Origin of the sequence: Neiella marina (assembly GCF_002165625.1) — a bacterium.
Lineage (GTDB): Bacteria > Pseudomonadota > Gammaproteobacteria > Enterobacterales > Neiellaceae > Neiella > Neiella marina.
The window spans coordinates 398230-422746 of the sequence record NZ_NGNS01000001.1 but is presented as its reverse complement, the minus strand read 5'-3'; the positions used below and the strand labels follow the sequence as shown (position 1 = coordinate 422746).

The 24517-nt window shown below is 48.6% G+C and carries 24 protein-coding genes; 19 read left to right on the top strand and 5 right to left on the bottom strand.

Features of this window, described 5'->3' with window-relative positions; all coding sequences use genetic code 11:
* Positions 1–105: 105 nt before the first annotated feature.
* Both dnaN and dnaA read right to left on the bottom strand, forming a co-directional pair.
* Positions 106–1209, bottom strand: a complete 1104-nt coding sequence (gene dnaN / locus CBE68_RS01865; RefSeq protein WP_087504359.1) for a DNA polymerase III subunit beta — start codon at positions 1207–1209, stop codon at positions 106–108.
* 40 nt (positions 1210–1249) lie between these two features.
* Positions 1250–2623, bottom strand: a complete 1374-nt coding sequence (gene dnaA / locus CBE68_RS01860) for a chromosomal replication initiator protein DnaA (RefSeq protein ID WP_087504388.1) — start codon at positions 2621–2623, stop codon at positions 1250–1252.
* Positions 2624–3060: 437 nt separating this feature from the next.
* Here dnaA and rpmH point away from each other — a divergent pair, with 437 nt between their 5' ends.
* The 8 genes from rpmH to mnmE all read left to right on the top strand — a co-directional run bounded on the left by rpmH (position 3061) and on the right by mnmE (position 10242).
* On the top strand, positions 3061–3195 hold the full coding sequence (gene rpmH, locus CBE68_RS01855) for a 50S ribosomal protein L34 (protein ID WP_087504358.1): 135 nt from the start codon (positions 3061–3063) through the stop codon (positions 3193–3195).
* Positions 3196–3213: 18 nt separating this feature from the next.
* Positions 3214–3579 carry a ribonuclease P protein component gene (rnpA, locus tag CBE68_RS01850; protein ID WP_087504357.1) on the top strand — a complete coding sequence of 122 codons (366 nt, stop codon included), beginning with the start codon at positions 3214–3216 and terminating at the stop codon, positions 3577–3579.
* Positions 3540–3794: a membrane protein insertion efficiency factor YidD gene (yidD, locus tag CBE68_RS01845; protein WP_087504356.1), complete on the top strand. Its 255-nt coding sequence runs from the start codon at positions 3540–3542 to the stop codon at positions 3792–3794. The genes rnpA and yidD overlap by 40 nt, the downstream gene beginning before the upstream one ends.
* Positions 3795–3797: 3 nt before the next feature.
* A complete protein-coding gene (gene yidC, locus CBE68_RS01840) occupies positions 3798–5423 on the top strand; it encodes a membrane protein insertase YidC (RefSeq protein WP_087504355.1) in 1626 nt (541 codons plus the stop codon).
* A gap of 167 nt (positions 5424–5590) precedes the next feature.
* Positions 5591–6655, top strand: a complete 1065-nt coding sequence (locus CBE68_RS01835) for an AI-2E family transporter (RefSeq protein WP_087504354.1) — start codon at positions 5591–5593, stop codon at positions 6653–6655.
* A gap of 23 nt (positions 6656–6678) precedes the next feature.
* Positions 6679–7788, top strand: coding sequence for an HlyD family secretion protein (locus CBE68_RS01830; RefSeq protein WP_087504353.1), 1110 nt, complete (start codon positions 6679–6681; stop codon positions 7786–7788).
* Entirely contained in the window at positions 7788–8834 is a 1047-nt protein-coding gene (locus CBE68_RS01825) for a DUF2955 domain-containing protein (RefSeq protein ID WP_087504352.1), read from the top strand. Before CBE68_RS01830 ends, CBE68_RS01825 begins: the two co-directional genes overlap by 1 nt.
* A gap of 43 nt (positions 8835–8877) precedes the next feature.
* The gene (gene mnmE, locus CBE68_RS01820) at positions 8878–10242 is read left to right on the top strand and encodes a tRNA uridine-5-carboxymethylaminomethyl(34) synthesis GTPase MnmE (protein WP_087504351.1); all 1365 of its coding nucleotides are present in this window, start codon (positions 8878–8880) and stop codon (positions 10240–10242) included.
* Positions 10243–10280: 38 nt separating this feature from the next.
* Here the strand turns inward: mnmE and CBE68_RS01815 are convergent, their stop codons facing one another.
* Together CBE68_RS01815 and CBE68_RS01810 are read right to left on the bottom strand one after the other, a co-directional pair.
* Positions 10281–12596, bottom strand: a complete 2316-nt coding sequence (locus tag CBE68_RS01815) for a CRTAC1 family protein (RefSeq protein WP_229744604.1) — start codon at positions 12594–12596, stop codon at positions 10281–10283.
* Between the two features lie 119 nt (positions 12597–12715).
* Positions 12716–14425, bottom strand: coding sequence for a sulfatase-like hydrolase/transferase (locus tag CBE68_RS01810; RefSeq protein WP_087504350.1), 1710 nt, complete (start codon positions 14423–14425; stop codon positions 12716–12718).
* Positions 14426–14691: 266 nt separating this feature from the next.
* On the opposite strand from CBE68_RS01810, the gene CBE68_RS01805 reads away from it, so the two are divergent.
* Positions 14692–15618, top strand: a complete 927-nt coding sequence (locus tag CBE68_RS01805) for a cation diffusion facilitator family transporter (RefSeq protein WP_158100467.1) — start codon at positions 14692–14694, stop codon at positions 15616–15618.
* 57 nt (positions 15619–15675) lie between these two features.
* Here CBE68_RS01805 and CBE68_RS01800 read toward each other — a convergent pair whose 3' ends face one another.
* Positions 15676–16446 carry a DUF481 domain-containing protein gene (locus tag CBE68_RS01800; protein ID WP_087504348.1) on the bottom strand — a complete coding sequence of 257 codons (771 nt, stop codon included), beginning with the start codon at positions 16444–16446 and terminating at the stop codon, positions 15676–15678.
* A 213-nt stretch (positions 16447–16659) separates the two neighbouring features.
* Between CBE68_RS01800 and mioC the strand changes: the two genes are divergently transcribed.
* The 10 genes from mioC (at position 16660) to atpH (ending at position 24515) form a co-directional block, all read left to right on the top strand.
* Complete coding sequence (mioC, locus tag CBE68_RS01795; RefSeq protein WP_087504347.1) at positions 16660–17109, top strand: FMN-binding protein MioC; 450 nt, start codon at positions 16660–16662, stop codon at positions 17107–17109.
* Between the two features lie 347 nt (positions 17110–17456).
* Entirely contained in the window at positions 17457–19346 is a 1890-nt protein-coding gene (gene mnmG, locus CBE68_RS01790; protein WP_087504346.1) for a tRNA uridine-5-carboxymethylaminomethyl(34) synthesis enzyme MnmG, read from the top strand.
* Position 19347: 1 nt separating this feature from the next.
* Positions 19348–19974, top strand: a complete 627-nt coding sequence (rsmG, locus tag CBE68_RS01785; protein WP_087504345.1) for a 16S rRNA (guanine(527)-N(7))-methyltransferase RsmG — start codon at positions 19348–19350, stop codon at positions 19972–19974.
* An 18-nt stretch (positions 19975–19992) separates the two neighbouring features.
* Entirely contained in the window at positions 19993–20790 is a 798-nt protein-coding gene (locus tag CBE68_RS01780) for a ParA family protein (RefSeq protein WP_087504386.1), read from the top strand.
* Between the two features lie 20 nt (positions 20791–20810).
* Complete coding sequence (locus tag CBE68_RS01775; RefSeq protein ID WP_087504344.1) at positions 20811–21707, top strand: ParB/RepB/Spo0J family partition protein; 897 nt, start codon at positions 20811–20813, stop codon at positions 21705–21707.
* A 146-nt stretch (positions 21708–21853) separates the two neighbouring features.
* Complete coding sequence (locus CBE68_RS01770) at positions 21854–22282, top strand: ATP synthase subunit I (protein ID WP_087504343.1); 429 nt, start codon at positions 21854–21856, stop codon at positions 22280–22282.
* Positions 22283–22298: 16 nt separating this feature from the next.
* The gene (gene atpB, locus CBE68_RS01765) at positions 22299–23141 is read left to right on the top strand and encodes a F0F1 ATP synthase subunit A (protein WP_087504342.1); all 843 of its coding nucleotides are present in this window, start codon (positions 22299–22301) and stop codon (positions 23139–23141) included.
* 52 nt (positions 23142–23193) lie between these two features.
* The gene (atpE, locus tag CBE68_RS01760) at positions 23194–23427 is read left to right on the top strand and encodes a F0F1 ATP synthase subunit C (protein ID WP_087504341.1); all 234 of its coding nucleotides are present in this window, start codon (positions 23194–23196) and stop codon (positions 23425–23427) included.
* A gap of 69 nt (positions 23428–23496) precedes the next feature.
* Positions 23497–23967, top strand: a complete 471-nt coding sequence (gene atpF / locus CBE68_RS01755) for a F0F1 ATP synthase subunit B (protein ID WP_087504340.1) — start codon at positions 23497–23499, stop codon at positions 23965–23967.
* Positions 23968–23981: 14 nt separating this feature from the next.
* On the top strand, positions 23982–24515 hold the full coding sequence (atpH, locus tag CBE68_RS01750; RefSeq protein WP_087504339.1) for a F0F1 ATP synthase subunit delta: 534 nt from the start codon (positions 23982–23984) through the stop codon (positions 24513–24515).
* Positions 24516–24517 lie beyond the last annotated feature (2 nt).

Below are 24517 nucleotides of genomic sequence, written 5' to 3'. Positions count from 1 at the left end.
CCTTATCGCCCGAGTCATAAGACAGTGTAGACCGCGAGCCTGTTGAGCAAGCATAAAAAAACCGCCCGATTGGGCGGTTCTTGTCAGCCGTTGCTTTGGTCGACGCTAGAGTCGCATTGGCATCACCACATAAAGCGCACTGTCGTCGTCAGCGTTTTCAATCAGCCCACTGCTATTTGGGTCATTGAGTGTAAACCGAACGTTTTGACCATCAACGGTGTTGAGCACATCGAGGATGTAGCTGACGTTGAAGCCCACTTCCATTGCTTCGCCCTGATATGACACCGCAATGGCTTCTTCGGCCTCTTCCTGCTCTGGGTTATTGGCACTGATCTTCAGCTCATCAGTATCGATTTGCAGACGCACGCCGCGGAACTTCTCATTAGATAGAATGGCAACGCGGGCAAATGCTTGTTTGAGGGTTTCCTTATCGCCTTCAACCAACTTATTACCACCACGTGGCAATACCCGACGATAGTCAGGGAAACGACCATCAACCAGCTTGGAAGTAAACAAGTAATCGCCAATATCGGCACGAATATGGTTTTCAGACAATTGCACCGTCACTGGCTTGTCATCCTGATCCAACAGCCGCATCAGCTCCAAAATACCTTTACGTGGCACAATGCACTGGAATGGTTCTTGTAGCTCAGGTACAGCAATGCGCGACAATGCTAGACGGTGACCATCGGTTGCCACGGCAGTCAGAGTGCCTTCTGTGATCTCAAACAGCATGCCGTTGAGGTAATAACGGACATCCTGATTGGCCATCGAGAACTGGGACAACTCAATCAATCGACGCAACTCTTGCTGGGTTGCAGTAAACTGCATCGATGACGTTGATTCTTCAATCTGCGGAAATTCGGTATCAGGCAAGGTCGCCAGGCTAAAACGGCTACGGCCTGATTTAATCACCAAACGCTCACCTGAAAGATTCAGCTCAATCGCAGCGCCATCAGGCAACGTTCGGCAAATATCAACCAGCTTTTTGGCCGGTACAGTGATCGAACCAGGGGTTAATTCAGGGTCCGCCAGCTGTAACGTTGCGCACAACTCAACCTCTAAATCCGTACCGATCATGGTAAGTGAGCCATCACTTACGCGCATTAAGATATTGGCAAGAATAGGCAGCGTGTGCTTACGCTCAACTGCCCCGGATACCGCTTGCAGCGGTTTTAGAATTTGCTCACGATTGACCGTGAATTTCATATGCAATCCCTTTATCGCACCATTCTCATCACAGAGAGTATTAGGAAGACAGAGTCCGAATCAGATTCTGGTAATCTTCCTTAATATCATGACTTTCTTCGCGCAACTGTTCAATCTTACGGCACGCATGAAGTACCGTGGTGTGGTCGCGGCCACCGAATGCATCGCCAATCTCAGGCAAGCTGTGGTTAGTCAGCTCTTTCGCCAGCGCCATAGCAAGTTGGCGTGGGCGTGCCACAGAACGGCTACGACGCTTGCTGAGCAAATCAGCCAGCTTGATTTTATAGTATTCGGCAACAGTTTTTTGAATGTTGTCTATGGTGATCAACTTTTCCTGCAAAGCCAAGAGATCTCGCAATGCTTCGCGCACAAAATCGATATTAATTGCTCGGCCAGTAAAGTTTGCGTTAGCAATCACCCGATTCAACGCCCCTTCAAGCTCACGAACATTGGAGCGCAACCGCTTGGCAATAAAGAACGCCACTTCATCAGGCAGGTGAACATTACTTTCTTGTGCTTTGCGCATCAAAATCGCCACCCGAGTTTCTAGTTCAGGCGGTTCGATGGCAACCGTCAGACCCCAACCAAAACGCGATTTAAGGCGATCTTCAACGCCATCAATCTCTTTGGGGTATCGGTCCGAGGTCAGGATAATTTGCTGATTGCCTTCCAGCAGCGCATTAAAGGTATGAAAGAACTCTTCTTGCGAACGCTCTTTATTGGCAAAGAACTGAATGTCATCGATCAGCAAAGCGTCAACGCTACGATAGTAACGCTTGAACTCTTCAATGGCATTGTTTTGTAGGGCTTTAACCATATCCTGAACAAAGCGCTCAGAGTGCATGTACACCACTTTGGCGTTGTCTTTGCTTTGCAAAATGGCGTTGCCAACAGCATGAAGCAAATGGGTTTTACCTAAACCGGTACCACCATACAAAAACAGCGGGTTGTAAGCACCACCTGGATTCTCAGCCACCTGCGAAGCAGCAGCACGGCCAAGCTGATTCGATTTACCCTCGACGAAGTTGTCAAAGATATAGTTGTGGTTGATGTTGCTCTTATGGCGGATCTCTGGCTTAGGCTTATTGCCACGATCCCAAGGATTGGACGTCGCTTGTGCAACGGGCTTTGGATCCGCTGGCATTTCTGGTGCCACAGGTGTTGGCGGTGCAATGTTGCCAATATCGAGATGCAGCGCCGGAGCATCAGGACCACAAGCTTGCGCCAGCAGCTCATTGATTCGACCACGATAATTATCACTCACCCAATCAAGCACAAAGCGGTTGGGAGCGAACAATACCAGGCGTTCGCCATCAAAATCGGCTTGCAACGGCCGAATCCAAGTACTGAATTGTGACGCTGGCAACTCGTGTTTAAGGGTTTCAACACAGGTCTGCCACAACGAAGCGGTCAATGCCATCTCCTCATAGTTAAACATCGCCACCACGGCCTATTACTATCGAACAGGCGAAAACGACCGTCGGATACAGTCGAATATAGGGGGAGGGATCATCTGTTAGCTGGGCAGACATTATGCGGGATCTATAACGCCCTTTCCAGATCGTTTTCGATCATTTATCAAAGGGTTATCAACAAGCGCAACTAATTGAATAAAATCAACAAAAAACACATACCAACAAGTTATCAAAGGTTTTTGAACAACAATTGAACAAGGATCGCACAGGGATCATTTTTTACTGCGATCAAAATTTGTTCACCTTAAGGCGTTGACTCTGGCGTGTTGGTCGCATAAAATTCGCCCTCATTTTTTAGGGGACTGCCAGTTTCTTTATCGATAACGGCGGTCTGTCCAGGCTTCAATAGCCAAACAAATTAGTTTTAGGTAGAACCATGAAAAGAACTTTTCAACCAAGCGTATTGAAGCGCAAGCGTAACCACGGTTTCCGTGCTCGTATGGCCACTAAAAACGGTCGCCAAGTTTTGGCTCGTCGCCGTTCTAAAGGTCGCGCTAAGCTAAGCAAATAAGCACACCTTTTTATTACAGTGTCGTCTTATTCATATGGGCGGGAGTTACGACTGTTAACTCCCGCCCATTTTAATTCTGTCTTTCAAGGCAAACCAATTCGAGTTGGTTCGTCGCACCTGACCCTACTCGCAACTCCAAATAATCTCCCCCATCCGCGTCTTGGATTTGCTGTATCGAAAAAATCAGCAAAACTAGCTGTGCAGCGCAATCGCATCAAACGGGTGATTCGAGATAGCTTCCGCCTCAATCAACATCATCTACCGAATGTGGATATCGTCGTGATCGGCAAAGCAGGAGTTGGTACACTTGCCAAACCTGAATTACAGCAACTGGTGAAACAACTATGGCCTCGATTAAAAAAGCGTTGTCGTACATCGCAATAGCGCCAATTAAGTTTTATCAGTGGTTTATCAGTCCACTCCTCGGGCAACGCTGTCGGTTTCATCCGAGTTGCTCTCACTACGCCATTGGCGCCATCGAAACTCACGGAGTGATAAAAGGGAGTTGGCTGGCTACTCGCCGCATATTAAAATGCCATCCCTTTCATCCCGGTGGGCACGATCCGGTACCGGAAAAAACGCCAGCAAAGAACCAATAAATTATGGAATCACAACGTATTTTTATATTCGTCGGCCTGATGTTGGTCAGTGTGCTGCTTTACCAGGAATGGCAAAGCATGTACGGACCTCAACCGACACCAGCTGCAACGCCTGAGCTTGCGGTGAACGATTCGGCAGTACCGAGTTCAGATGATGTGCCACAAGCTTCATCATCAGCGCAGGCTGCGGTGCCTTCAGCAACCGTCGCAACAGGCAAGCTGATCACGCTTGAAACCGACGTTCTGCGTCTGAAAGTGGATTTGACTGGCGGTGATATCGTTGAGTCGGAGTTACTGGCTTTTCCGATCGAGCAAGGCGGCTCAGAACCGATGCAAATTCTGCATCGTAACAGTCATTTTGAATACATCGCTCAAAGCGGTTTAATTGGCAATGATGGCCCAGATAGCAAAGGTCGCCCTCTGTACCAAGCTGACGGCGACTCGTTTGTTGCTCAAGATGGTCCGCTCGTGGTTAACCTCAAGCATGTCACTGAGGCGGGTGTCACTGTTGTCAAACGCTTCGTTCTGACACCAGGTAGCTACACCGTGGGACAGGACTTTGAAGTCATCAACAGCAGCGGCCAGAATCTGGTGATGCAGCCATTCATGCAGCTCAAGCAAACCATTGCCGGTGAGTCTGGCAGCATGATGATGCCAACCTACCGTGGCCCAGCTTACTCAACAGCCGACGAGCGCTACAGCAAATACACCTTTGATGACTTAACAGACAAGGCGTTAAACAAAACCACTCAAGGTGGTTGGGTGGCGATGCTGCAGCACTACTTCGTCTCAGCTTGGGTACCAGACGCCGACAGCAACAACCAGCTCTATACCAATAGTGTTCGCGGTAGCGGCATTGTCGGCATGAAAGGCGAGCAGTTAGTGATCCCTGCGGGTGACACCAAAACTGTGTCAGCGTCGTTCTTTGTTGGCCCGAAAGACCAAGAGCGCCTGTCAGCCCTGTCTCCAACCTTAAATTTGACCGTGGATTACGGCTTCTTGTGGTGGCTAGCGCAGCCATTGCATTGGCTGCTGACTCTAGTGCAAGGCTTGGTTGTCAACTGGGGTGTCGCCATTATCGTGGTCACCATCATTATCAAAACCTTCTTGTATCCGTTGACTAAAAAGCAATATGAGTCGATGGCGCGGATGCGAGTATTGCAGCCAAAAATGAAGGCGCTGCAAGAACGTTATGCTGAAGATAAGCAAAAACTGCAGCAAGCGATGATGGAAATGTACCGCAAAGAGAAGGTCAATCCATTGGGTGGTTGTTTGCCGCTATTGCTGCAAATGCCGATTTTCATCGCTTTGTACTGGGTACTGCTTGAGAGTGTTGAGCTCCGCCACGCCGGTTTTGCACTTTGGATCACCGACTTGTCAGTAAAAGACCCGTACTTCGTACTGCCAATTCTGATGGGCGCATCGATGTTCCTGATGCAGAAACTATCGCCTACCACCATCACTGATCCAATGCAGCAAAAGATCATGATGTTGATGCCTGTGTTCATGACCTTCTTGTTCGTGACCTTCCCAGCAGGTCTAGTCCTGTACTGGGTGGTGTCTAACCTGATTTCAATTGCTCAGCAGTTGATGATTAATCGCGCCATTGAAGCTAAAAATGCTCAATAACGAGTTGATTAATTGATGAAAAAGCCACCTGCGGGTGGCTTTTTTTATGCTTGCAGTAGGGCCGAGCTGCGCTAGTATAAAACCAACTCCACTCGATAGTGTTCTTGGATTGGAAGTGAGTTTGCAGGCCCTACAACTCACTTCCTATAACAACAGGGATTCCAAGTATGTCTGCTTCACAAAACCAAATATCCACCTATGTTGAATCGGCGCTGCGTATCGGCGTCATCGCACTGCTGATTTTCTGGTCTTACAGCATCATCAAACCATTTGTTTTGGTGGTGGTCTGGGGCGCCATTATTGCAGTGGCGCTCTACCCTCTGTTTCTGAAATTCAGAAACTTACTCGGTGGTAACAATAAGTTGGCGTCGATCTTATTTACCATTATTGCTCTGGCGATTCTCATCACGCCAACCGCGATGCTGGTTAATTCCACCGTCGATTCGGCGAAGGATCTTAGACACAAAGTCGAAACAGGCACCCTGCAGGTCTCCAAACCCGATGAAAAAGTCAAAGACTGGCCAGTGATTGGCGAACAAGTCTATGACATTTGGGATGATGCCTCGCAAGATATTGAGATGGCTTATGAGCGCCATCAGAAAACTCTCGATCCACTCAAAGATAAAGCGATTGCAGCCATTTCTGGCGCAGGCGCTGGTATTGGTATGTTTTTGGTCGCCATCATTATCGCCGGCGTGTTCATGGCATTTGCCGATGGCTGTGCGGCGGCGGTGAAGAAATTTGGGCAACGCATGGCTGGCGAAACAGGTGCTAAGTTCGCCACCTTGTCCAGCGCTACCATTAAAAGTGTCGCCCAAGGCGTCCTTGGTGTTGCCTTTATTCAAGCCTGTGCCGGTGGCCTGGTGATGATTCTAGCCGGTATTCCAGCTGCTGGACTATGGGCTTTAGCAATCATGATTTTAAGTACCGTGCAGCTCGGGATAGGCATTACCCTGATCGTTATCGGCACCGCCAGCTGGGCTTTCTCGAATATTTCCATGGCCGCAGCCATCGCCTACACCATTGCCATGGTGGTCGTTGCGCTGGCAGATAACGTCCTCAAACCAATCCTCATGGGCCGCGGCGTCGATGTGCCAATGCTGGTCATCTTCCTTGGTGCTATTGGTGGTTTCGTTAGCTCAGGCATCGTCGGCTTGTTTACCGGAGCGGTGATCTTAGTGATCACCTATGAGATTTTCATTCACTGGCTTAACAAAGACATCGAAGCGTAACGGACACAAAGGTAGTCAATCACATGACAGAGAAGGACAACGAGCAGCAATCTGCAGAGCAAGCGAACAAGAGTGATGCGCTGCAAAAGGTCAGTAAGATCCTGCTTGGTTTATGCGCAGTATTCTTTGTGCTGTATTTGATCATGGACCGCTTTGCGCCAGACACTGAGCTGGCGCGGGTTAAGGTCTATATCACTCCAGTTACGCCTGAGGTCTCAGGCCACATCAAAGAGATTCACGTGAAACAAAGTCAGATCCTCAAAGAGGGCGACTTGATGTTCACGATTGATCCTACCGACTATCAAGTAGCGGTCGAACAAGCGCAAGAAAATTTGCGGCTCGCAGGTAGCAAAGTTGGCGCTCAAATGGCCGATGTGGAAGTTGCCCAAAGCCGCTTGGCTGACGCCAAAACTCAGCTTGAGACTATGGTCAAACAAACCGATCGTATCTTCTCCATGGCTGGCAAAGGCATTATTTCTCAAGCGGATGCCGATGATGCCCAAGGCAAACTTGATGCTGCCGAGGCGCGAGTGATCACCGCTGAGGCTGATTTGCAAAAAGCGCGGCGAGCATTGGGCGCTACCGGCGCCGACAATGCCAATATCAAAGCGGCGCTATTGCAACTTGAACAAGCGCAACTGGACTTGGCGCGCACCAAGCTGTACGCCAAAACCATTGGCGCACTGGCTAATCTGCAGGTTGAACGCGGCTACTTCGCCCAAGCAGGCAAACCAATTGCTAGTTACATCAACGCTGAAGATGTTTGGGTTGAAGCCTACTTCCGTGAGAACAACTTAGAGCATATTAACGTGGGTGACTCAGTCGCCATGGTGCTCGACAACGCCCCCGGCCGAGTATTCAAAGGCACCGTATCCAACATCTCTTGGGCGGTAGACTTCGGGGAAAATACCGATCCATCAAAGCTCGCCAAGTCAGAGCAAGCGAAAGGTTGGATGCGCGATCCTCAGCGTTTCCCGGTCACCATTACCTTTGATAATCGAGAGGAACTCAAAGGGCTGATGCGCCATGGCGGTCAGGTCGATGTCATTATCTACGCCACCGATAGTTGGATTCTCAACACCCTTGGCGCCATTTGGATCCGCATTGTCGCCATTATGTCGTACGCTCGTTAATGACCGCGCTGAACCCACAACAATTGTTACAACGTCGGGTCTATCGCCTGACGTTTGGCATGGTGGTGGCTTGCTTTGCCGCTTTTAGTCTCGACTTCCCTCTGGCCAACCTGATCTTGGTACTAGCAGCCAAGTTTCTCACCATCCCAGCGGCACCATCGGTCAAAGGGCTCATGGTGTTGGTACTCAGCCTCATCGTCATGCCATTGCTGTTCTCCGGCTTTGTCATGCTATTTGGCTTTGAGCCGCAAATCATGATTGTGATGCTGTCACTGCTGCTGATTTGGTTTTACTACTTGGGCACCGAGCAAAAATTCGTATTGCTCTCAACATTCGGCATTATCTTCCTCGTTCTTATCAGCTTCTTCGGCGTACTAAACGGTGTTGCAGTCACTGTTCTAACGGAAAACCTGATGAAAGCATCGCTGATAGCGCTTATTGTTTATGTCGTTGCACATATATTTTTTCCTGAGCCACAGCAAGATTTCCAATTGCCTGCGAGCCCGTATTCGGAGTTTGTTCGCACTCTGATCGCAGTCAAAAGCGTCATCGTGTTAATGCCGCTATTGGTGTTTTACTTGTACTTCTTGCCGTCCCACGCGCTCTTGGTGCTGATTTTCTCCGCCATGTTCCTGATGCAGGTCTCCACTAAGGAGTCATTAAAAGCGCTCAAGCTGTATTTCATCGTCAATATCGTCTCGGCACTGTTTGCCATCATCACGTACGAGCTGTTTGTAATGATCCCAAGCTTGGCTTATTTGCTGTTGTTTATGGCAACTCTCGGGGTCTATTTTGGCCGCGAAATATTTGTCGGTTCGAAACTTGGCAAAGTATACGCAGGGGCCATTACTGGCTATTTGGTGTTGTTCAGCGGCTTGGCGCTATCGAACGACAACAGTATTGATACCAAATCTTGGGATCGGTTGGTGCAAATTTTGTTTGCTTGTAGCTACATCGTCATCGTTGCCCACTCACTGGAACGCTGGCTATTCCGACGTTGGAAAGAGCGCTATGGTCACCGGCTAAACCTGACCAAAGCAAACTGAGCAGGTATACTGCCGCCGTTATCGTCATTTGAGAATTGTCGTCATGTTGGATCAAGACACCATCGTTGCCCAAGCTACGCCTCCCGGTCGCGGTGGCGTTGGTATTATTCGCGTTTCTGGCAACAAGGCAGCATTGGTGGCAGAGCAATTGCTCGGCAAAGTGCCAAAGCCTCGATATGCCGACTATTTGCCTTTCAGCGCCGATGGTGAAGTACTCGACCAAGGCATCGCCTTGTACTTTGTTGCCCCCAACTCGTTTACCGGCGAGGACGTATTGGAGCTGCAAGGTCATGGTGGCCCGGTTGTTATCGATATGCTGATCCGCGCCATTTGTAAAATTCCCGGTATCCGCATGGCCCGCCCTGGTGAGTTTTCAGAACGCGCTTTCCTCAACGACAAACTCGATTTAGCTCAGGCCGAAGCCATTGCCGATTTGATTGATGCCAGTTCAGAGCAAGCAGCACGCTCTGCCCTGCACTCGCTGCAAGGGGCATTTTCTAATGAAGTCCACCTGCTGGTGGAGCAAGTCATTAACCTGCGCTTATACGTTGAAGCAGCGATCGACTTTCCCGATGAAGAGGGTGTCGATTTCATCAGCGAAGGCAAGGTTGAAGAGCAGCTTGAGGGCATCATCAACCAACTCGAAACGGTGCAACAAGAGGCCAAACAAGGCAGCTTATTACGCGAAGGAATGAAAGTGGTTTTGGCGGGGCGACCAAATGCAGGTAAATCCAGTTTGCTAAATGCCTTGGCAGGACGAGAATCAGCCATTGTCACCGAGATTGCCGGGACCACACGCGATGTGTTGCGCGAGCATATTCACATTGATGGCATGCCACTTCACATCATTGATACCGCCGGGTTGCGAGAAACCGAAGATACCGTCGAGAAAATCGGTATTGAGCGAGCTTGGCAAGAAATTGATGAAGCCGATTTAGTATTGTTCCTGATCGACAGCACCGAAACCGACGCTACCGATCCCCACGATATTTGGCCAGAGTTTATCGACAAACTGCCAGACACTATGAAAATCACCGTGATCCGCAACAAAGCTGATTTGTCGGGCGAAGCCATTGAACATCATGATGAAGGTGAATCTCGAGTTATTTCTTTGTCGGCTAAATCGGGCGAAGGTGTTGAACAATTGCGCTCCCACCTAAAAGCTAGCATGGGCTACCAAAGTGCAGTCGAAGGTAAGTTCATGGCTCGCCAGCGCCACTTAGAAGCACTCAATCAAGCTCATGATCATCTAGAGCAAGGCTTAGCTCAACTGCAAGGTTTCCATGCCGGCGAACTACTGGCCGAAGATCTGCGTCAATGCCAACAAGCCCTGAATGAAATTACCGGCGAGTTTAGCTCCGATGATTTGTTGGGCCGAATATTTGGCAGTTTCTGTATCGGCAAATAGAGGGCCATTCAGCCCTCTTGTTATTCAACGATTCAACATTAGTGCCGACCAACATAATACAAAGCATTAGTCTGCTGTTGGTGTAGCTGAGCCACTTCACCATTGCGCCAACGAACCTCAATCGAAGCAATTTGCTGTGCATCAGCAACGCCAAAATGGACAGTATCAATTTGGCCCTGAGAGAACACCTCTCCCGCAGATGCCACTCGTTTAGTGAGCTGCTTGCCGGTCGAGGTGGTAACAACCACTTCAGCACCTAGTGGATCAAGCTGTTGCTCAGGGCTATAACCAACGCTCACCAACACATAGTTCCCCAATCCTTGAGTTTGGTTTTGGTACAAGTACCAGTAGCCTTCCTCTTCACTGCCATTGAGCAAGTCAACTTTGCCATCAAGGTCCCAATCAAAGGCTTGGCCCATATCGCCATGGCCGGGATCATCAACATCATGTGCGCCATGCACTGTGGTGATTTCAAAGCTGCCATTGCCATTGTTGAGCAACAATAAATCGGTGACCCGCTCTTTTAAGAAACCATAGCGATAAACAAACAAATCGGTCCAGCCATCATTGTTGAAATCGCCGTGGGTGACTCCCCGGTGATTACCGCCTTTTGGCAAATTCCATGCAGCCGACTGGTCATCGAAATGGTCGCCACGATTAATCAGCAGCAGATCCTGAATATTACGGTTGTTGGGTTGCCAGTCGTAACGGACATCGGTGACGCCAGATAGGGCAAACGAAATGTTCCAGTAAACAATGTTGTTGCGAACCCATTCAGCACGCCACTGGCCATTGCCCAAATGACCAATGTACAAACCATTTTCGAGTTGCTCATCAGGCCAGCCTTGCGCCATCGCCATATCGATCACCAAATGATCATCGGCGGTTTTCATTTCTTCAGGTAGCTGCACTGGTTGGAAACCAGTCGCTTTGACCACATGGCGGGTTTTGTTGCTGCCCAAGAACACTGGAAAATCACCATTGTATTGGCGATAGGTCAGGTTCATCTCATTGAGGACAATGGTATTTGGCGCATAAAAACTGATCTCGGTGCGGCCTTTTTCGCCATCATCACGAATATCGATCTTTTGAGTTAATGGGTTAAAATCAATCGACTTTTTCGACAGCTCATACAGCGTTTTACCGCGCGCAATATAGATGTCATAGCGGCCATCATTATTGACGTCCATTTCAGCCGCCGCTAAGTCGACCCATTCACCAGACGCAGATTCCGGTAGCCATTGGGCTGACATGTCGGTAAAGGTGAAGTCGCCATTGTTACGCCACAAGGTAATCGGCGAGAACAGCATCAAATCCGATTTGCCGTCGCCATCAAAATCGGTGATCAGGGCGCGCTCTCCAAATGCCTGTTCAAGTCCAGCAACTCGCTTGGGGCTGAAAGTGCCATCGCCATTGTTCTGGTAGAAAAGTTGCTGTGGGCCACTGGCATTGGGGTTGTTGGCGTTGATTAATGCCAAATCTAAATCACCATCACTGTCCATATCTAACCAGCGCGGTGAACGTCCTCGAGCTGGCGCATTAATACCTGCTTGCGCCGACACATCATTGAAGGTGCCATCATCATTTCGCAGCAAGGTGTACGACGTCGGACTGGTGCCATTGGCGCCACCAAATGCCACCATTAGATCAAGGTCACCATCACCGTCATAATCGGCCAGAGCTGAGCCATGGAAGTCTTGGACAAACGGAAATAGCGGCGTTATCTCTACTTGACCGTTGCCTTGGTTCATCACCAACTGAGTCGACACAAAGTTATGGTTGTTGAGAACGAAGTCGTAATGGCCATCACGATCAATGTCACCAATCGACGGGCCACCGTACTTGTATGTTTGTTCGGTGATCAGTCCCACCTGTTGTGAGATGTCATTAAAAACAGGTACATCAACATCGGACAACTCAACAAATTCAATGCTTTTCAAGGTAAAGCTGCCACTTCGCCCCGCCACTCGCAACGTTTGCTGGCCTAGTTGACTAAATTTAACCAAGACATTGAGGGTTTGCTGACCTTGAGTCGGAATATCGAGATTGTCGATAAGCAACTGTTCACCTGCATATAAACTCAAATTGGCATAAGCGGCGTGAGCATCAACAACTAAGTTGACCCGTTTGACCAACTCACCTTCAACGACAAAAGGTAAGTCGACCGACTTAGTATTACTGACCATCGCGGGTAAATCGATAGCCCGACACGAGTCAGATTGCGCCGCTGACAAGCAAGGATGTGGGCTATCATGATTGACCGAACAACCGCTAACTTGGACCATTGCGGCGATCAGAGATAAGCCGATTAGCCTAGTAGTGACGAGGGTATTGACGTGAGTACTGAACAACATTGAAATCCACCAATAAAGTAAATTGTTGACAACGATATAAAGGGAAAGAAAAAACCGCACTCTGAATACAGATAGCGGTTCATTCACAAGCCAATTGAACGGCGGTCGACTAACTCGATTTAATAGGGATCGTTGGGCTTAATCTTAATAATTTCGGCGTAGTCGACGATATTGTTTTGCTGTTTCCAGACCTCACACATTTTCTCTAATTTCGTCACTAGCTCCGGCATTTTGGCGGCCAAGTTGTTGGTCTCCCCCGGATCCTTGCTCAAATCATATAGCTCATATGCAGTGCCGGGCTGAGCCAAGGTTTGCAGATACCAACCCGGCTCAATGAGTAGCTTCCAGCGCCCTTGATAAATCACACTTTGCTGGCCTTTATCGTTGAAAAACAGTGCTTCAGGAGGCTCCATCGACTGTCCTTTTAAGCTCTTTAGGATACTGCGACCATCAGGTTGTCGTGGCGTTGCGCCGCGGAATTGCGCTGGAAATTCAGTGCCGCTAATTTCTAAAAACGTCGGTAGCAAATCACCAACCCAAACGACATCATCATTGATGGTGCCAGGCGCAATGACACCAGGCCAAGCGGCAATGCTGTGGGCGCGAGCGCCACCTTCCCACAACAAGGCTTTAACGCCAGTGTATGGCGCATTCATTAGGTCACCGATGTGCGATGCCGAACCATTGTCAGAAAAATACAGCACTAGGGTGTTGTCGTATTCCCCAGTCTTTTTCAGGCCTTCGAGCAACTTGCCAATGTTTTCATCCATTTTTTCCATCATGGCCGCATGAACAGCAGATTGAAGACGGAATTTTTCAATTTTCTGCGCTGATTGTTCAGTCCACATGGCATTGGCATTGCGCGTTTTTGCGTTGGCAGGAAACAACCCTTGAGCTACCAAGCCAGCGTGCCGATCATCGGCAATTTTCTGCAGATCAGCGTAGCGCTTGAGGTATTTTTGCACCAAGTGTTCCGGCGCTTGCAACGGTTTATGTGGCGCCCGATAAGCAACATACATGAAGAAAGGTTGGTCTTTTTTCGCGGCCTGTTGAATCATTTCAACGGCACGATCGGTCATGCTGTCGGTGGCATAAAAATTTTTGCCTGATTTACCATGACAAGCACCATAGTGCTTTTTGCTAAACGCATTGTCGGCATAGCAATGCATTTGGTAGTCGTAATCGTATTTCAGTTTGGCTTTCTGGTTACCCTCATAGTAGTCATGCTGGTCATCTGGGGTATAAAACAAGTTGCCCTGGGCGCCATGAAAAACAAAACTTTGCTGGAATCCGCGCTGGGGCGGCAATGCCAGATAGTCTTGCTCCATCTCCTCATCGGTCAGTTTCATCATCGGCGGGTGGCTATCGAGCCACCACTGCTTCAAATGCGGCTGTTGCTTGATATAACTACCACCCAAATGCCACTTGCCGACCATCATGGTTTGATAACCATTGCCAGCTAACAACTCAGAAACCAATGGTTGATGGTACGGCAAACGCGCGCGATGAGCGTCAAATGGCAGCTCTCGAACCCAATCGCCGACCACGCCGCCGCCAAAGCCGACATGAGCAGCATCAACGCCACTAAGTAGAGTGGCTCGGGTTGGACTGCAGCGCGCATTGGTGTAGAACGAACTAAAACGCACACCTTGATTAGCCAACGCGGTTAAATTTGGGGTGTCAATTTCACCGCCAAAACTATTGAGATCGGTAAATCCTGCGTCATCTGAGAGGATCACAATAATGTTAGGGCGCTTGTCAGCAGCATTGGCAAGCGCGGCAAATAAAGTGAGAAGCGCCAATAGCATGGCCAAATTGAGATGATTCATGAAATTGTCTATTGTTAACAATATTTGAATTCATTATGAGCAAGCTGTTGTTAGCTGACAACAACCAGCTTGATGGTTCTGGCATTCAATTAACAAATACATGATGTAGCTCATGAAACGCTAACCAGGTACTTACCTGGGATTGCTGCTAAACCACCGCTTTAAAATCGAACAAAAAAACAACAATAAATTACTACCACCCTAGCGACATTTGGCTGTATAACGTCCGCCCTTTTCTTTGCGGCATGGTGCCGAACGGTATTGATATGGCGGTTAGTAAACAAAAAGCCGAAAAACACATATTGATGTTTTCTGTTATTGCAGCAGTAGGCTTTGCATTTTTGGGTTTTATTTGGGGCTTCTTAATCGACTCGCAGATGCTTATTTTTGATGGCATTTATTCCTTCATTAGCGTCATCCTATCGGCCATCTCACTCTATGTGTCTGGCCTGCTGCGCAAAGAAGACGACGACAAGTTCCAATTCGGCCGCGCCCAAATAGAGCCATTGGCGATCTTTTTTAAGTCGCTGGCCATTTTCTCGATCTGTTTGTACGCCTTTATTACCGCCATTATCGACTTGCTCAATGGCGGTAGTGACACCAATATTGAGTCAGCCATTGTTTACTCGGTTGTCGCAACTTTGGCTTGCCTAGCCAGCTGGCTCTACATCAGCTGGCGGATCAAGCAAGTCAAAGCATCAAGTTTGTTGATGGTTGAAAAGCAACAATGGTTGATGGACACATTGTTAAGTTCGGCAGTGCTGGTGGGGTTCGTCATCGGCTTCCTGCTCAAGGGTACCGACTTTGATTATCTGGTCAAATACGTCGACTCAGCGATGGTGATCTTAGCAACCAGCTATTTCTTTAAAATGCCGCTGGAAGCGCTAAAGCACAGTCTGCGCGAGTTGATGCTGATGGCACCAGAGCCGGATGCTAAAGTAAGCATTGAAGTAGAACGGATCTGCCAGCAAATCAGACAACAATATGGCTTTGATGAAGTCGTCAGCCGCATCGCCAAGACTGGCCGAGAATTGAGTTTAGAGTTGAGCTTTATTGGCAACGATCCAACATTTGCTTTGAATCTTGGTCAACTAGATGCGATCCGTGACGAACTTGATCAGCAACTATCAAGCCATATTCAACTCAAGCTCTGGCTCACTGTGTCTTTTATGCATAGTAAAAAGCACAGCTAAAATGGCGGTAAACAAGAACGTTGGCAGCCCGAACTGCTGCCAACGTGGTTAGACAGTTTAAAAGGCGTAGCTTAACTTAACGCCGTATTCGGTATTAGTGCTGTCAGCCTCATCAAATGGCTCAGAATCGTATTCCACTTCAGCATCAAAGCTCAGCGCAATAGTGTCGGTAATACTAAACTGAATACCGCCATTACCAGTCGCGCGGACATCGCCTAAGTCATCCAGCACCGGCTGCACATACAAGCGACCATAAAGCTTAAACGGAAAATTACCTTTGCGATCCCACACCCATTTGCCGTAAAAATTACCACGCCAGTTTGATTCGGTTTCACCCGTGCTTTCAGACTCTTCTTCTTCGACAAAGCCGCCAGCACCGAAGGTGGTATTCAAAACACCAGCATCATCTTCACTTTTGAAACGCCAACGCACACCTGAACCTGCCAGCTTGCGACTCTCGAGATCATCAAACTTGTCATACTGATACTGGGCAAACATTTCGAGATCTAAGCTCGGACGGAAGAAGTTGTTCTGGATCCAGCGCGTATGCAGGAACAGGTCATCTTCATCTTTTTTGTCGTTGGTTTCGCCATAGTTATAGTCGGTGACTAATAGTAATGTGCGCTCACCAGCAACATGGCGGCCAAGCAGACTAATGTTGTATTCCTGCTCGTCTTTACCACCAGATTTACCTTTCAAGCCCAAGCCAACTGAGCCGCTAAAACCTTCTTTCGGATCAGCGGAAGTATCAATAGGCGTAATAGCATGAGAAGCGAACGAAACGCCTAGTAATGCACTGGCGATAATAGATTTGTTGGCAAGGGACATCCTCGCTCTCCTTGTGAAAGTCACAGATAAAAACGGATCGCTACGATCCAGAAGAATAACCGGCAATAGGGGAAGTGTTGCCGAATCGTTATTAAACCAATTGATTATTTTCGATTCAAGCGATTGATTACTGCCAACACCGCTATGAAAACCACTGAAATAGCCAATAATCAAGCTATGATATTGCTTTACTTACACAATTAATGACACTCAATGACTAACATTCATATTTTAGTTGGCTCTATGCTTGGCGGCTCAGAATACGTGGCTGACTGCTTAGCGGACGATCTTGCTGCTGCCGGCCATAACTGCCAAGTTCATATTGATTTTGACGATATTGCCGCCTTAACCGACAATGCCGTTTGGTTGATCTGTTCATCAACTCATGGCGCCGGTGATCTACCAGACAACATTGAGCCGCTGGCAGACTATTTAGGCCAGAACCCAGATTTAAGTCATCTCCAGTATGGTGTGATCGGCATTGGCGACACCAGTTACGACACCTTCAACCAAGCCTCCATCACCCTCGATCAGCTACTGCAACAAACCGGTGCCAAGCGTCTTGGGCAGCCATTACATATCGATGTACAAGTCGATTCACTGCCCGAAGAACCTGCGCAACGGTGGCTAAAAGGTTGGATTGAGCAATACTTAACCGATTAGGGCTGTGGATAACCCTATTAATATCCATTGATCCTAACTTGGCTATCCACTGGACAAGATCGAAACCCTTTAGCCCTGTGGATAACCAAAGGGTTTGATCACTGGATACACAACTGCAGATCCCAACTAGATCACAAATAACAAACGCTGTTAGATATTGATTTATTTAACAAAAAATCACTTACCCACAAAGATCGCGTTCCTTAATAAATATAAAAACAAGATCATATAAAGATCTTCTTAATGATCTTTAATGATCAGAACTCAGATCCAATTTGATCCTTTGCTTTCTCTTCGCTCACTTCGCGGTTAAAATACTCGGCTACGTTTTACTTGAGGAATATTCCATGAATCTCGACCAACACTTTGATGTGATCGTGATTGGTGGTGGTCATGCAGGTACTGAAGCAGCCCTTGCCGCAGCTCGTATTGGTAGCAAAACCCTACTACTAACCCATAACATTGAAACGCTTGGCCAGATGTCGTGTAACCCGGCGATAGGTGGTATTGGCAAAGGCCATTTGGTCAAAGAAATAGATGCCCTAGGTGGCGCTATGGCTTTAGCAACCGATCGCGCAGGGATCCAATTTCGCATTCTAAATGCCAGTAAAGGGCCAGCAGTTCGTGCCACTCGGGCGCAAGCCGATCGCGCACTGTACCGAGCCGCAATACGCCAAGTCATTGAGAATCAACCTAATCTACAAGTCTTCCAGCAAGCTTGTGATGATCTGATCGTTGAAGGCGATCAAGTCAAAGGTGTGGTGACTCAAATGGGCCTGCGATTGTCGGCAACAACCGTGGTGTTAACCACCGGTACCTTCCTGGCAGGGCAGATCCACATAGGTTTGCAGAATTATTCTGGTGGCCGAGCTGGCGATCCACCGGCGATCGCTTTAGCCCACAGGCTTCGCGAGCTGCCGCTACGTATTGATCGGTTAAAGACCGGTACGCCACCGCGTATTGATGCTCGCAGCGTCGACTTTTCGGTCATGCAGGCACAGCCAGGCGACACCCCTACCCCGGTGTTTTCGTTCATGGGATCGCGCGATCTGCATCCTCAGCAGATCCCGTGTTATATCACCCATACCAATAGCGAAACCCACGATATTATCCGCGCTGGGTTAGATCGCAGCCCAATGTTCACCGGTGTGATCGAAGGCGTTGGGCCTCGTTATTGCCCATCAATTGAAGATAAGGTGACTCGCTTTGCCGATAAAAATGCTCACCAGATCTTTGTCGAACCTGAAGGCCTGACGACCCACGAATTGTATCCAAATGGCATTTCAACCAGCTTACCGTTTGATGTTCAGGTCAATCTGGTTCGCTCGATGAAAGGTTTTGAGCAAGCGCATATTACTCGTCCTGGTTATGCCATTGAGTATGATTTCTTTGATCCGCGCGATCTGAAAGCCTCGCTTGAGAGCAAAATCATTAACGGTTTGTTCTTCGCTGGGCAGATTAACGGCACCACTGGCTACGAAGAAGCCGGCGCTCAAGGCCTCATCGCTGGTTTAAATGCGGCGCGGCAAGCCGCCGATTTAGAGCCTTGGTCACCAACCCGCGATCAAGCTTATCTCGGTGTGCTGATCGATGATCTAGCAACCTTGGGCACCAAAGAGCCTTATCGCATGTTCACCAGTCGTGCCGAATACCGACTGCTGCTGCGTGAAGACAATGCCGATATTCGCTTAACCGAAAAAGGTCGTGAGTTGGGCTTGGTTGATGACGCCCGCTGGCAGCGCTTTAGTGACAAAATGGAAGCGGTAGAGCAGGAAAAACAGCGTTTAAAAGACAATTGGGTCCACCCGAGTCATGCCACTGCTGAGCAGCTCAACCCGCTGCTAAAAACGCCGTTAAGTCGAGAGCACAGCTTGGAAACACTGTTGCGCCGACCGGAAATGAATTACCAAGATCTGATGTCGATCGACGGCATTGGCCCAGGCCTTGATGACTCCGAAGCCGCCGAGCAGGTTGAGGTGCAAATCAAGTATGCCGGTTACATTGAGCGCCAACTTGATGAGATTGCTAAGCAAAAACGCCACGAAAACACCCTGCTGCCGACTGAGCTCGATTTTGCTCAAGTGCCTGGGTTGTCAAATGAGGTGGTTGCTAAGCTCAACGACGCCAAGCCGCAAAGTGTTGGTCAGGCATCACGGATCTCTGGCATCACTCCGGCTGCGATCAGCGTGTTGCTGGTTCACTTGAAGAAAATGGGTTTGTTAAGGAAATCTGCTTGATATGAGTCAACTTGCCGAACTACTTGCTACCGGTCTCGAGCATCAGCAGCTTGATTTATCCGCTGAGCAACAACGCAAACTCGTTTCTTACGTCGAACAGCTCGATAAATGGAACAAGGCCTACAACCTGACTTCAGTGCGCAAGCCGGCCGATATGATGATTCGTCATATTCTCGATAGTCTGGCGTTGGTGCCTCATTTGAACCCCACAGGCAATTACATTGATGTCGGCACTGGACCTGGCTTGCCGGGGATCCCGCTCGCTATCGCATTGCCCGAAGCGAATTTTGTATTGCTCGATAGTCTTGGCAAGCGAGTGCGCTTTATGACTCAAGTCAAACACTTGCTGAAACTAGAGAATATTGAGCCAGTTCAAAGTCGGGTGGAAAGCTTTGGTGATGAACACCAGTTCGATGCAATTCTCAGTCGCGCGTTTGCCTCAATCAATGATATGCTCAGCTGGTGCGGTCATCTGGGAACTCAATTTTTGGCCATGAAAGGTCAATACCCTACTGAAGAACTTGCTGAATTACCTGATAATTTTTCAGTTTCGGTGAGCCATCAGCTGGATGTTTTTCAGCTCCCGGAAGAGCGGCATTTAATCGTCATAGACAAAGCATCCACTTAAGTGAAAGCCGGAGTTCCCGTGGGCAAGGTAATTGCAATTGCCAATCAGAAAGGCGGCGTAGGTAAAACCACTACGGCGGTAAATCTGGCAGCCTCCATGGCTGCAACCAAACGCAAGGTGTTATTGATCGACCTCGATCCGCAAGGTAATGCCACCATGGGGAGCGGTGTCGATAAGTACGATGTCGAGCACACCGCCTATGAACTGCTGGTTGATGAGAAACCGCTCGAAGAAGTCGCGGTAAAGAACACGTCCGGTGGTTACGATCTGGTTGCTGCCAACTCTGATGTGACTGCCGCTGAAATTAAGCTCATGGAAGTATTCGCGCGTGAAGTGAGACTTCGTAACGCGCTCAAGCCTTTCCTTGACCATTACCATTACATTTTTATCGATTGCCCACCGTCGCTGAACTTACTGACTGTCAATGCAATGTCGGCCGCCAATTCGATATTGGTACCGATGCAGTGTGAATACTATGCCTTAGAAGGACTAACGGCACTGCTTGAAACCATTAATCAGTTGGTGTCTGTGGTCAATCCAGACCTTCACATTGAAGGCATTCTGCGGACCATGTTTGATCCACGAAATCGTTTGGCTAATGATGTGTCGGATCAGTTACGGGCCCATTTTGGCGATAAGGTTTATCGCACCGTGATCCCTCGCAATGTCCGTCTCGCTGAAGCACCCAGTTTTGGCGCGCCTGTGATGTACTATGACAAGGGCTCGACAGGCTCGAAAGCTTACTTGTCTCTGGCTGGCGAGATTTTACGTCGAGCCGAACAACCTTCTGACGATAATAACGAGACCGCCGCTTAGGTGGGGAGACGCTGCAATTCATGTCTGCTAAAAAACGAGGCTTAGGAATGGGGCTGGAAGCGCTGCTTTCCAATAGCCAGGCCGCTCGCGATAAAACCGCTGACAATCAAGAGCTAGATGGTGAACAACCATCTCCAGAATCGACCAACGAATTGAAAAAGTTGCCGATTGAGCTGCTTCGGCCGGGCAAATATCAACCTCGTAAAGACATGTCAGCAGAGGCGCTGGAAGAGCTCGCTAGCTCTATTCAGGCGCAAGGTATTATTCAGCCTATCGTGGTTCGCCCGGTCAGCGATGGCGATTATGAAATTATTGCCGGTGAGCGCCGCTGGCGTGCCGCACAGCAGTCGGGTCTGGACGTGGTGCCATGTCTGGTCAAAGAAGTTGAAGATAACGCAGCAGTTGCCATTGCCTTGATTGAGAACATTCAGCGAGAAGATCTCAATGCCATGGAAGAAGCCATTGCCCTAGACCGTCTGATGAATGAGTTCGAACTGACCCATCAGCAGGTTGCTGAGGCCGTTGGTAAGTCACGCACTACGGTGACTAACCTATTGCGCTTGAATAGCCTCTGCGACCCCGTTAAGACCATGCTAGAGCATGGCGACCTCGATATGGGCCATGCACGCGCGTTATTGGCGCTGGAAGGCGACGTTCAGGTCGAAGCCGGACGCACCGTTACCGCCAAAGCATTATCAGTTCGAGAAACTGAAAAATTGGTGAAAAAATTGTTAACGCCAGCGAAGCCAGCAAAGGCTAAAACCATCGATCCAAACGTTGAAGCACTGCAAACTGCTCTTGGTGAGCGTTTAGGGGCAAATGTCGCTATTTCCTGCAATGACAAAGGCAAAGGTAAATTAGTGATTAATTACAGTAGCCTCGACGAGTTGGATGGCATTTTAAGCCGAATAAACTAAGGTTATTGGCAGTTTATCGCTGGTTGAGAATGTTGCGTAATTGTTGGCTTGCTGTAGTAATTGTTAATGGTGACTGGAATTGGTTGCTTTTTAACGACAAAAAGTCTTAGAATCCGCCAGCTTTGTCGCAAAAATTGAGATAGGTCATGTTTAGTTTCGTTTTTTTACGAGATGGTCATACCGGTCCGGGCCATTCTCAGCGACGGATACAATCGGCTGGATTGAATCTAGCTAGAACTTTGGTACGAGCCCAACTGGTCGTTGCAGTTGCAATAATTGCATTAGGCCTTGGATTTGGTGTTCAGCAAGCGATTGCCGCAGGATTGGGGTGCTCAGCAGCCTTGATTCCGTATACCTTGTTCGTTTATCTTGCTTTTGCTTTTTCAGGAGCACGCATGGCGCAAGCCACGGTGCGAGCTTTCTATCTTGGCGAAGCGATAAAAATTTTTTCCAGTGTGATAATTCTGGTTGTCGCACTGCTACTATTCAGGCCTCATGCCGAATGGGTCATGCTTGCATATGGTGCATGCATGGTACCGGTTTGGCTCGGGCCGTTGTTTTTAAAAACTAAATAGAAAATCGGGATGATTTATGGCTGCCTCAGGTGAAACTCTGACCTCCGCAGGGTACATCAAGCACCACCTTACAAACCTTCAGGTTTGTGCTGCCGAGAATGTAGTTGACGGTCACTGTTCAGGATTCTGGACGCTCAACGTTGACTCACTGTTCTGGGCTGCAATCCTTGGTGTTGCTTTCCTGTTCCTCTTCCGCTCTGTTGCCAAAAAAGCCGACACCGGCGTTCCAGGCAAACTCCAGTGCTTTGTTGAAATGATCGTTGAGTTCGTTGACCAAAACGTCAAAGACACTTTCCACGGTCGTAGTCGCTTGATCGCGCCGTTGGCGTTGACCATTTTTGTCTGGGTTTTCCTGATGAACCTGATGGATTTGGTACCTGTTGACTGGATCCCAGAAGCAGCCATGGCCGCTGGCATTCCTTACATGAAAGTGGTGCCTTCAACCGACTTAAACATTACATTTGCCCTGAGTATCAGTGTGTTCTTCCTGATCTTGTTCTACACCGTTCGTGTCAAAGGTGTTTCTGGGTTAGTGAAAGAGTTGACGCTTCACCCGTTCAGCTCTCCAAACAAATTCGTTCAGGCGTTATTCATTCCAGTTAACTTACTGCTGGAAAGTGTCACCCTGATTGCGAAGCCTGTATCGCTTGCCTTGCGTTTGTTCGGCAACATGTACGCGGGCGAATTGATCTTCATCTTGATTGCCATTATGTACGGCGCTGGCATTTTGCTAGGCGGCTTGGCAGGTGTGCTTCAGCTTGGCTGGGCTATCTTCCACATTCTGGTCATCACGTTGCAGGCCTTTATCTTCATGATGCTGACCATTGTTTATCTAAGCATGGCCAGTGAAGACCATTAATTAGACTTTACTTTTTTACTAACACATAACAACCAATTGATTGGAGACACCAATGGAAACTGTACTGGGTCTTAAATTTATCGCCGTAGCACTTCTGATCGGTTTTGGTGCCCTAGGTACCGGTATCGGCTTCGGTTTGCTGGGTGGCAAATTCCTGGAAAGCTCAGCTCGTCAACCTGAATTAGCCCCGCAACTGCAAGTTAGAATGTTCATCGTTGCTGGTCTGCTTGATGCTGTAACCATGATCGGTGTAGGTATCGGTCTGTACATGCTGTTCGCTCTTTAATATCTGAAAAACATTGTTTTTCTACTTGAATATTAACCAGCGAATCGAACCAACGAAGGAGGAGCGGTCGTGAGTATTAATGCTACCCTTATCGGCCAAACCATCGCCTTTTTTATTTTCGTTTGGTTCTGTATGAAGTTTGTTTGGCCGCCATTATTGGCAGCCATTGAAGAGCGTCAGAAGAAAATTGCTGACGGTCTCGCGGATGCAGAAAAAGCTGAGAAGCGTCTTGAATTGGCCGATGTGAAAGCAAAGGACCAACTCAAGCAGGCTAAATCAGAAGCCAGCGAAATTGTTGAACAGGCAAACAAGCGCAAAAACCAGATCGTTGATGAAGCCAAAGTTGAAGCCCAAGCTGAGCGTGAAAAAATTCTTGCTCAAGCCCAAGCTGAAATTGAGTCTGAACGCAATCGCGCTCGTGAAGAGCTGCGTGCCCAAGTTTCTGCTCTGGCAATTGCCGGTGCTGAGAAAATTTTGGAGCGTTCCATCGATCCTGCTGCGCATAGCGACATCTTGGACAAATTGGCGTCTGAGCTATAACGGAGGGTTGACGAATGTCTGAACTGACAACTGTCGCCCGTCCATATGCGAAAGCAGCATTTGATTTTGCTGTTGAGCAAAAGGCGTTAGACAAATGGTCCACCATGCTGTCCTTTGCGGCGGAAGTCGCCAAGAATGAAACAGTCGCCACTCTGTTGGCGAGCGGTGAAGCGCCAGAGCGCATTGCCGACCTGTTCATTCAGGTGTGCGGTGACGAGTGTGATGAACACGGTCAGAACCTGATTAAGGTAATGGCTGAAAATGGTCGTCTGGCAGCTTTGCCAGATGTTCAGGATATTTATGCTGAACTGGTGACCGAGCATCAAAAGCAAGCCGATGTTTACGTAACATCAGCCAATGAGTTGACCGATGCTCAGAAGAAGCAAGTCACCGAAGCTATGACCAAACGCCTTGCGCGTGAAGTTCGTCTCCACTGCACTGTCGACACTGAATTAGTTGGCGGCATGATCATCAAGGTCGACGACCTGGTCATCGACAACACAGTGCGTGGCAAACTGGAGCGCCTGGCAGAAGCGCTGCAATCCTAATC

Bases quoted from the DNA above. Each gene is read 5' to 3' on its own strand.
- rpmH (WP_087504358.1), top strand. From the start codon at position 3,061: ATGAAAAGAACTTTTCAACCAAGCGTATTGAAGCGCAAGCGTAACCAC.
- CBE68_RS01775 (WP_087504344.1), top strand. From the start codon at position 20,811: ATGTCTGCTAAAAAACGAGGCTTAGGAATGGGGCTGGAAGCGCTGCTT.
- CBE68_RS01830 (WP_087504353.1), top strand. From the start codon at position 6,679: ATGACAGAGAAGGACAACGAGCAGCAATCTGCAGAGCAAGCGAACAAG.
- CBE68_RS01805 (WP_158100467.1), top strand. From the start codon at position 14,692: ATGGCGGTTAGTAAACAAAAAGCCGAAAAACACATATTGATGTTTTCT.
- mnmE (WP_087504351.1), top strand. From the start codon at position 8,878: ATGTTGGATCAAGACACCATCGTTGCCCAAGCTACGCCTCCCGGTCGC.
- yidD (WP_087504356.1), top strand. From the start codon at position 3,540: ATGGCCTCGATTAAAAAAGCGTTGTCGTACATCGCAATAGCGCCAATT.
- dnaN (WP_087504359.1), bottom strand. From the start codon at position 1,209: ATGAAATTCACGGTCAATCGTGAGCAAATTCTAAAACCGCTGCAAGCG.
- mnmG (WP_087504346.1), top strand. From the start codon at position 17,457: ATGAATCTCGACCAACACTTTGATGTGATCGTGATTGGTGGTGGTCAT.
- yidC (WP_087504355.1), top strand. From the start codon at position 3,798: ATGGAATCACAACGTATTTTTATATTCGTCGGCCTGATGTTGGTCAGT.
- CBE68_RS01825 (WP_087504352.1), top strand. From the start codon at position 7,788: ATGACCGCGCTGAACCCACAACAATTGTTACAACGTCGGGTCTATCGC.
- atpB (WP_087504342.1), top strand. From the start codon at position 22,299: ATGGCTGCCTCAGGTGAAACTCTGACCTCCGCAGGGTACATCAAGCAC.
- CBE68_RS01800 (WP_087504348.1), bottom strand. From the start codon at position 16,446: ATGTCCCTTGCCAACAAATCTATTATCGCCAGTGCATTACTAGGCGTT.
- CBE68_RS01815 (WP_229744604.1), bottom strand. From the start codon at position 12,596: ATGTTGTTCAGTACTCACGTCAATACCCTCGTCACTACTAGGCTAATC.
- rsmG (WP_087504345.1), top strand. From the start codon at position 19,348: ATGAGTCAACTTGCCGAACTACTTGCTACCGGTCTCGAGCATCAGCAG.
- atpH (WP_087504339.1), top strand. From the start codon at position 23,982: ATGTCTGAACTGACAACTGTCGCCCGTCCATATGCGAAAGCAGCATTT.
- CBE68_RS01770 (WP_087504343.1), top strand. From the start codon at position 21,854: ATGTTTAGTTTCGTTTTTTTACGAGATGGTCATACCGGTCCGGGCCAT.
- atpE (WP_087504341.1), top strand. From the start codon at position 23,194: ATGGAAACTGTACTGGGTCTTAAATTTATCGCCGTAGCACTTCTGATC.
- CBE68_RS01835 (WP_087504354.1), top strand. From the start codon at position 5,591: ATGTCTGCTTCACAAAACCAAATATCCACCTATGTTGAATCGGCGCTG.
- CBE68_RS01810 (WP_087504350.1), bottom strand. From the start codon at position 14,425: ATGAATCATCTCAATTTGGCCATGCTATTGGCGCTTCTCACTTTATTT.
- mioC (WP_087504347.1), top strand. From the start codon at position 16,660: ATGACTAACATTCATATTTTAGTTGGCTCTATGCTTGGCGGCTCAGAA.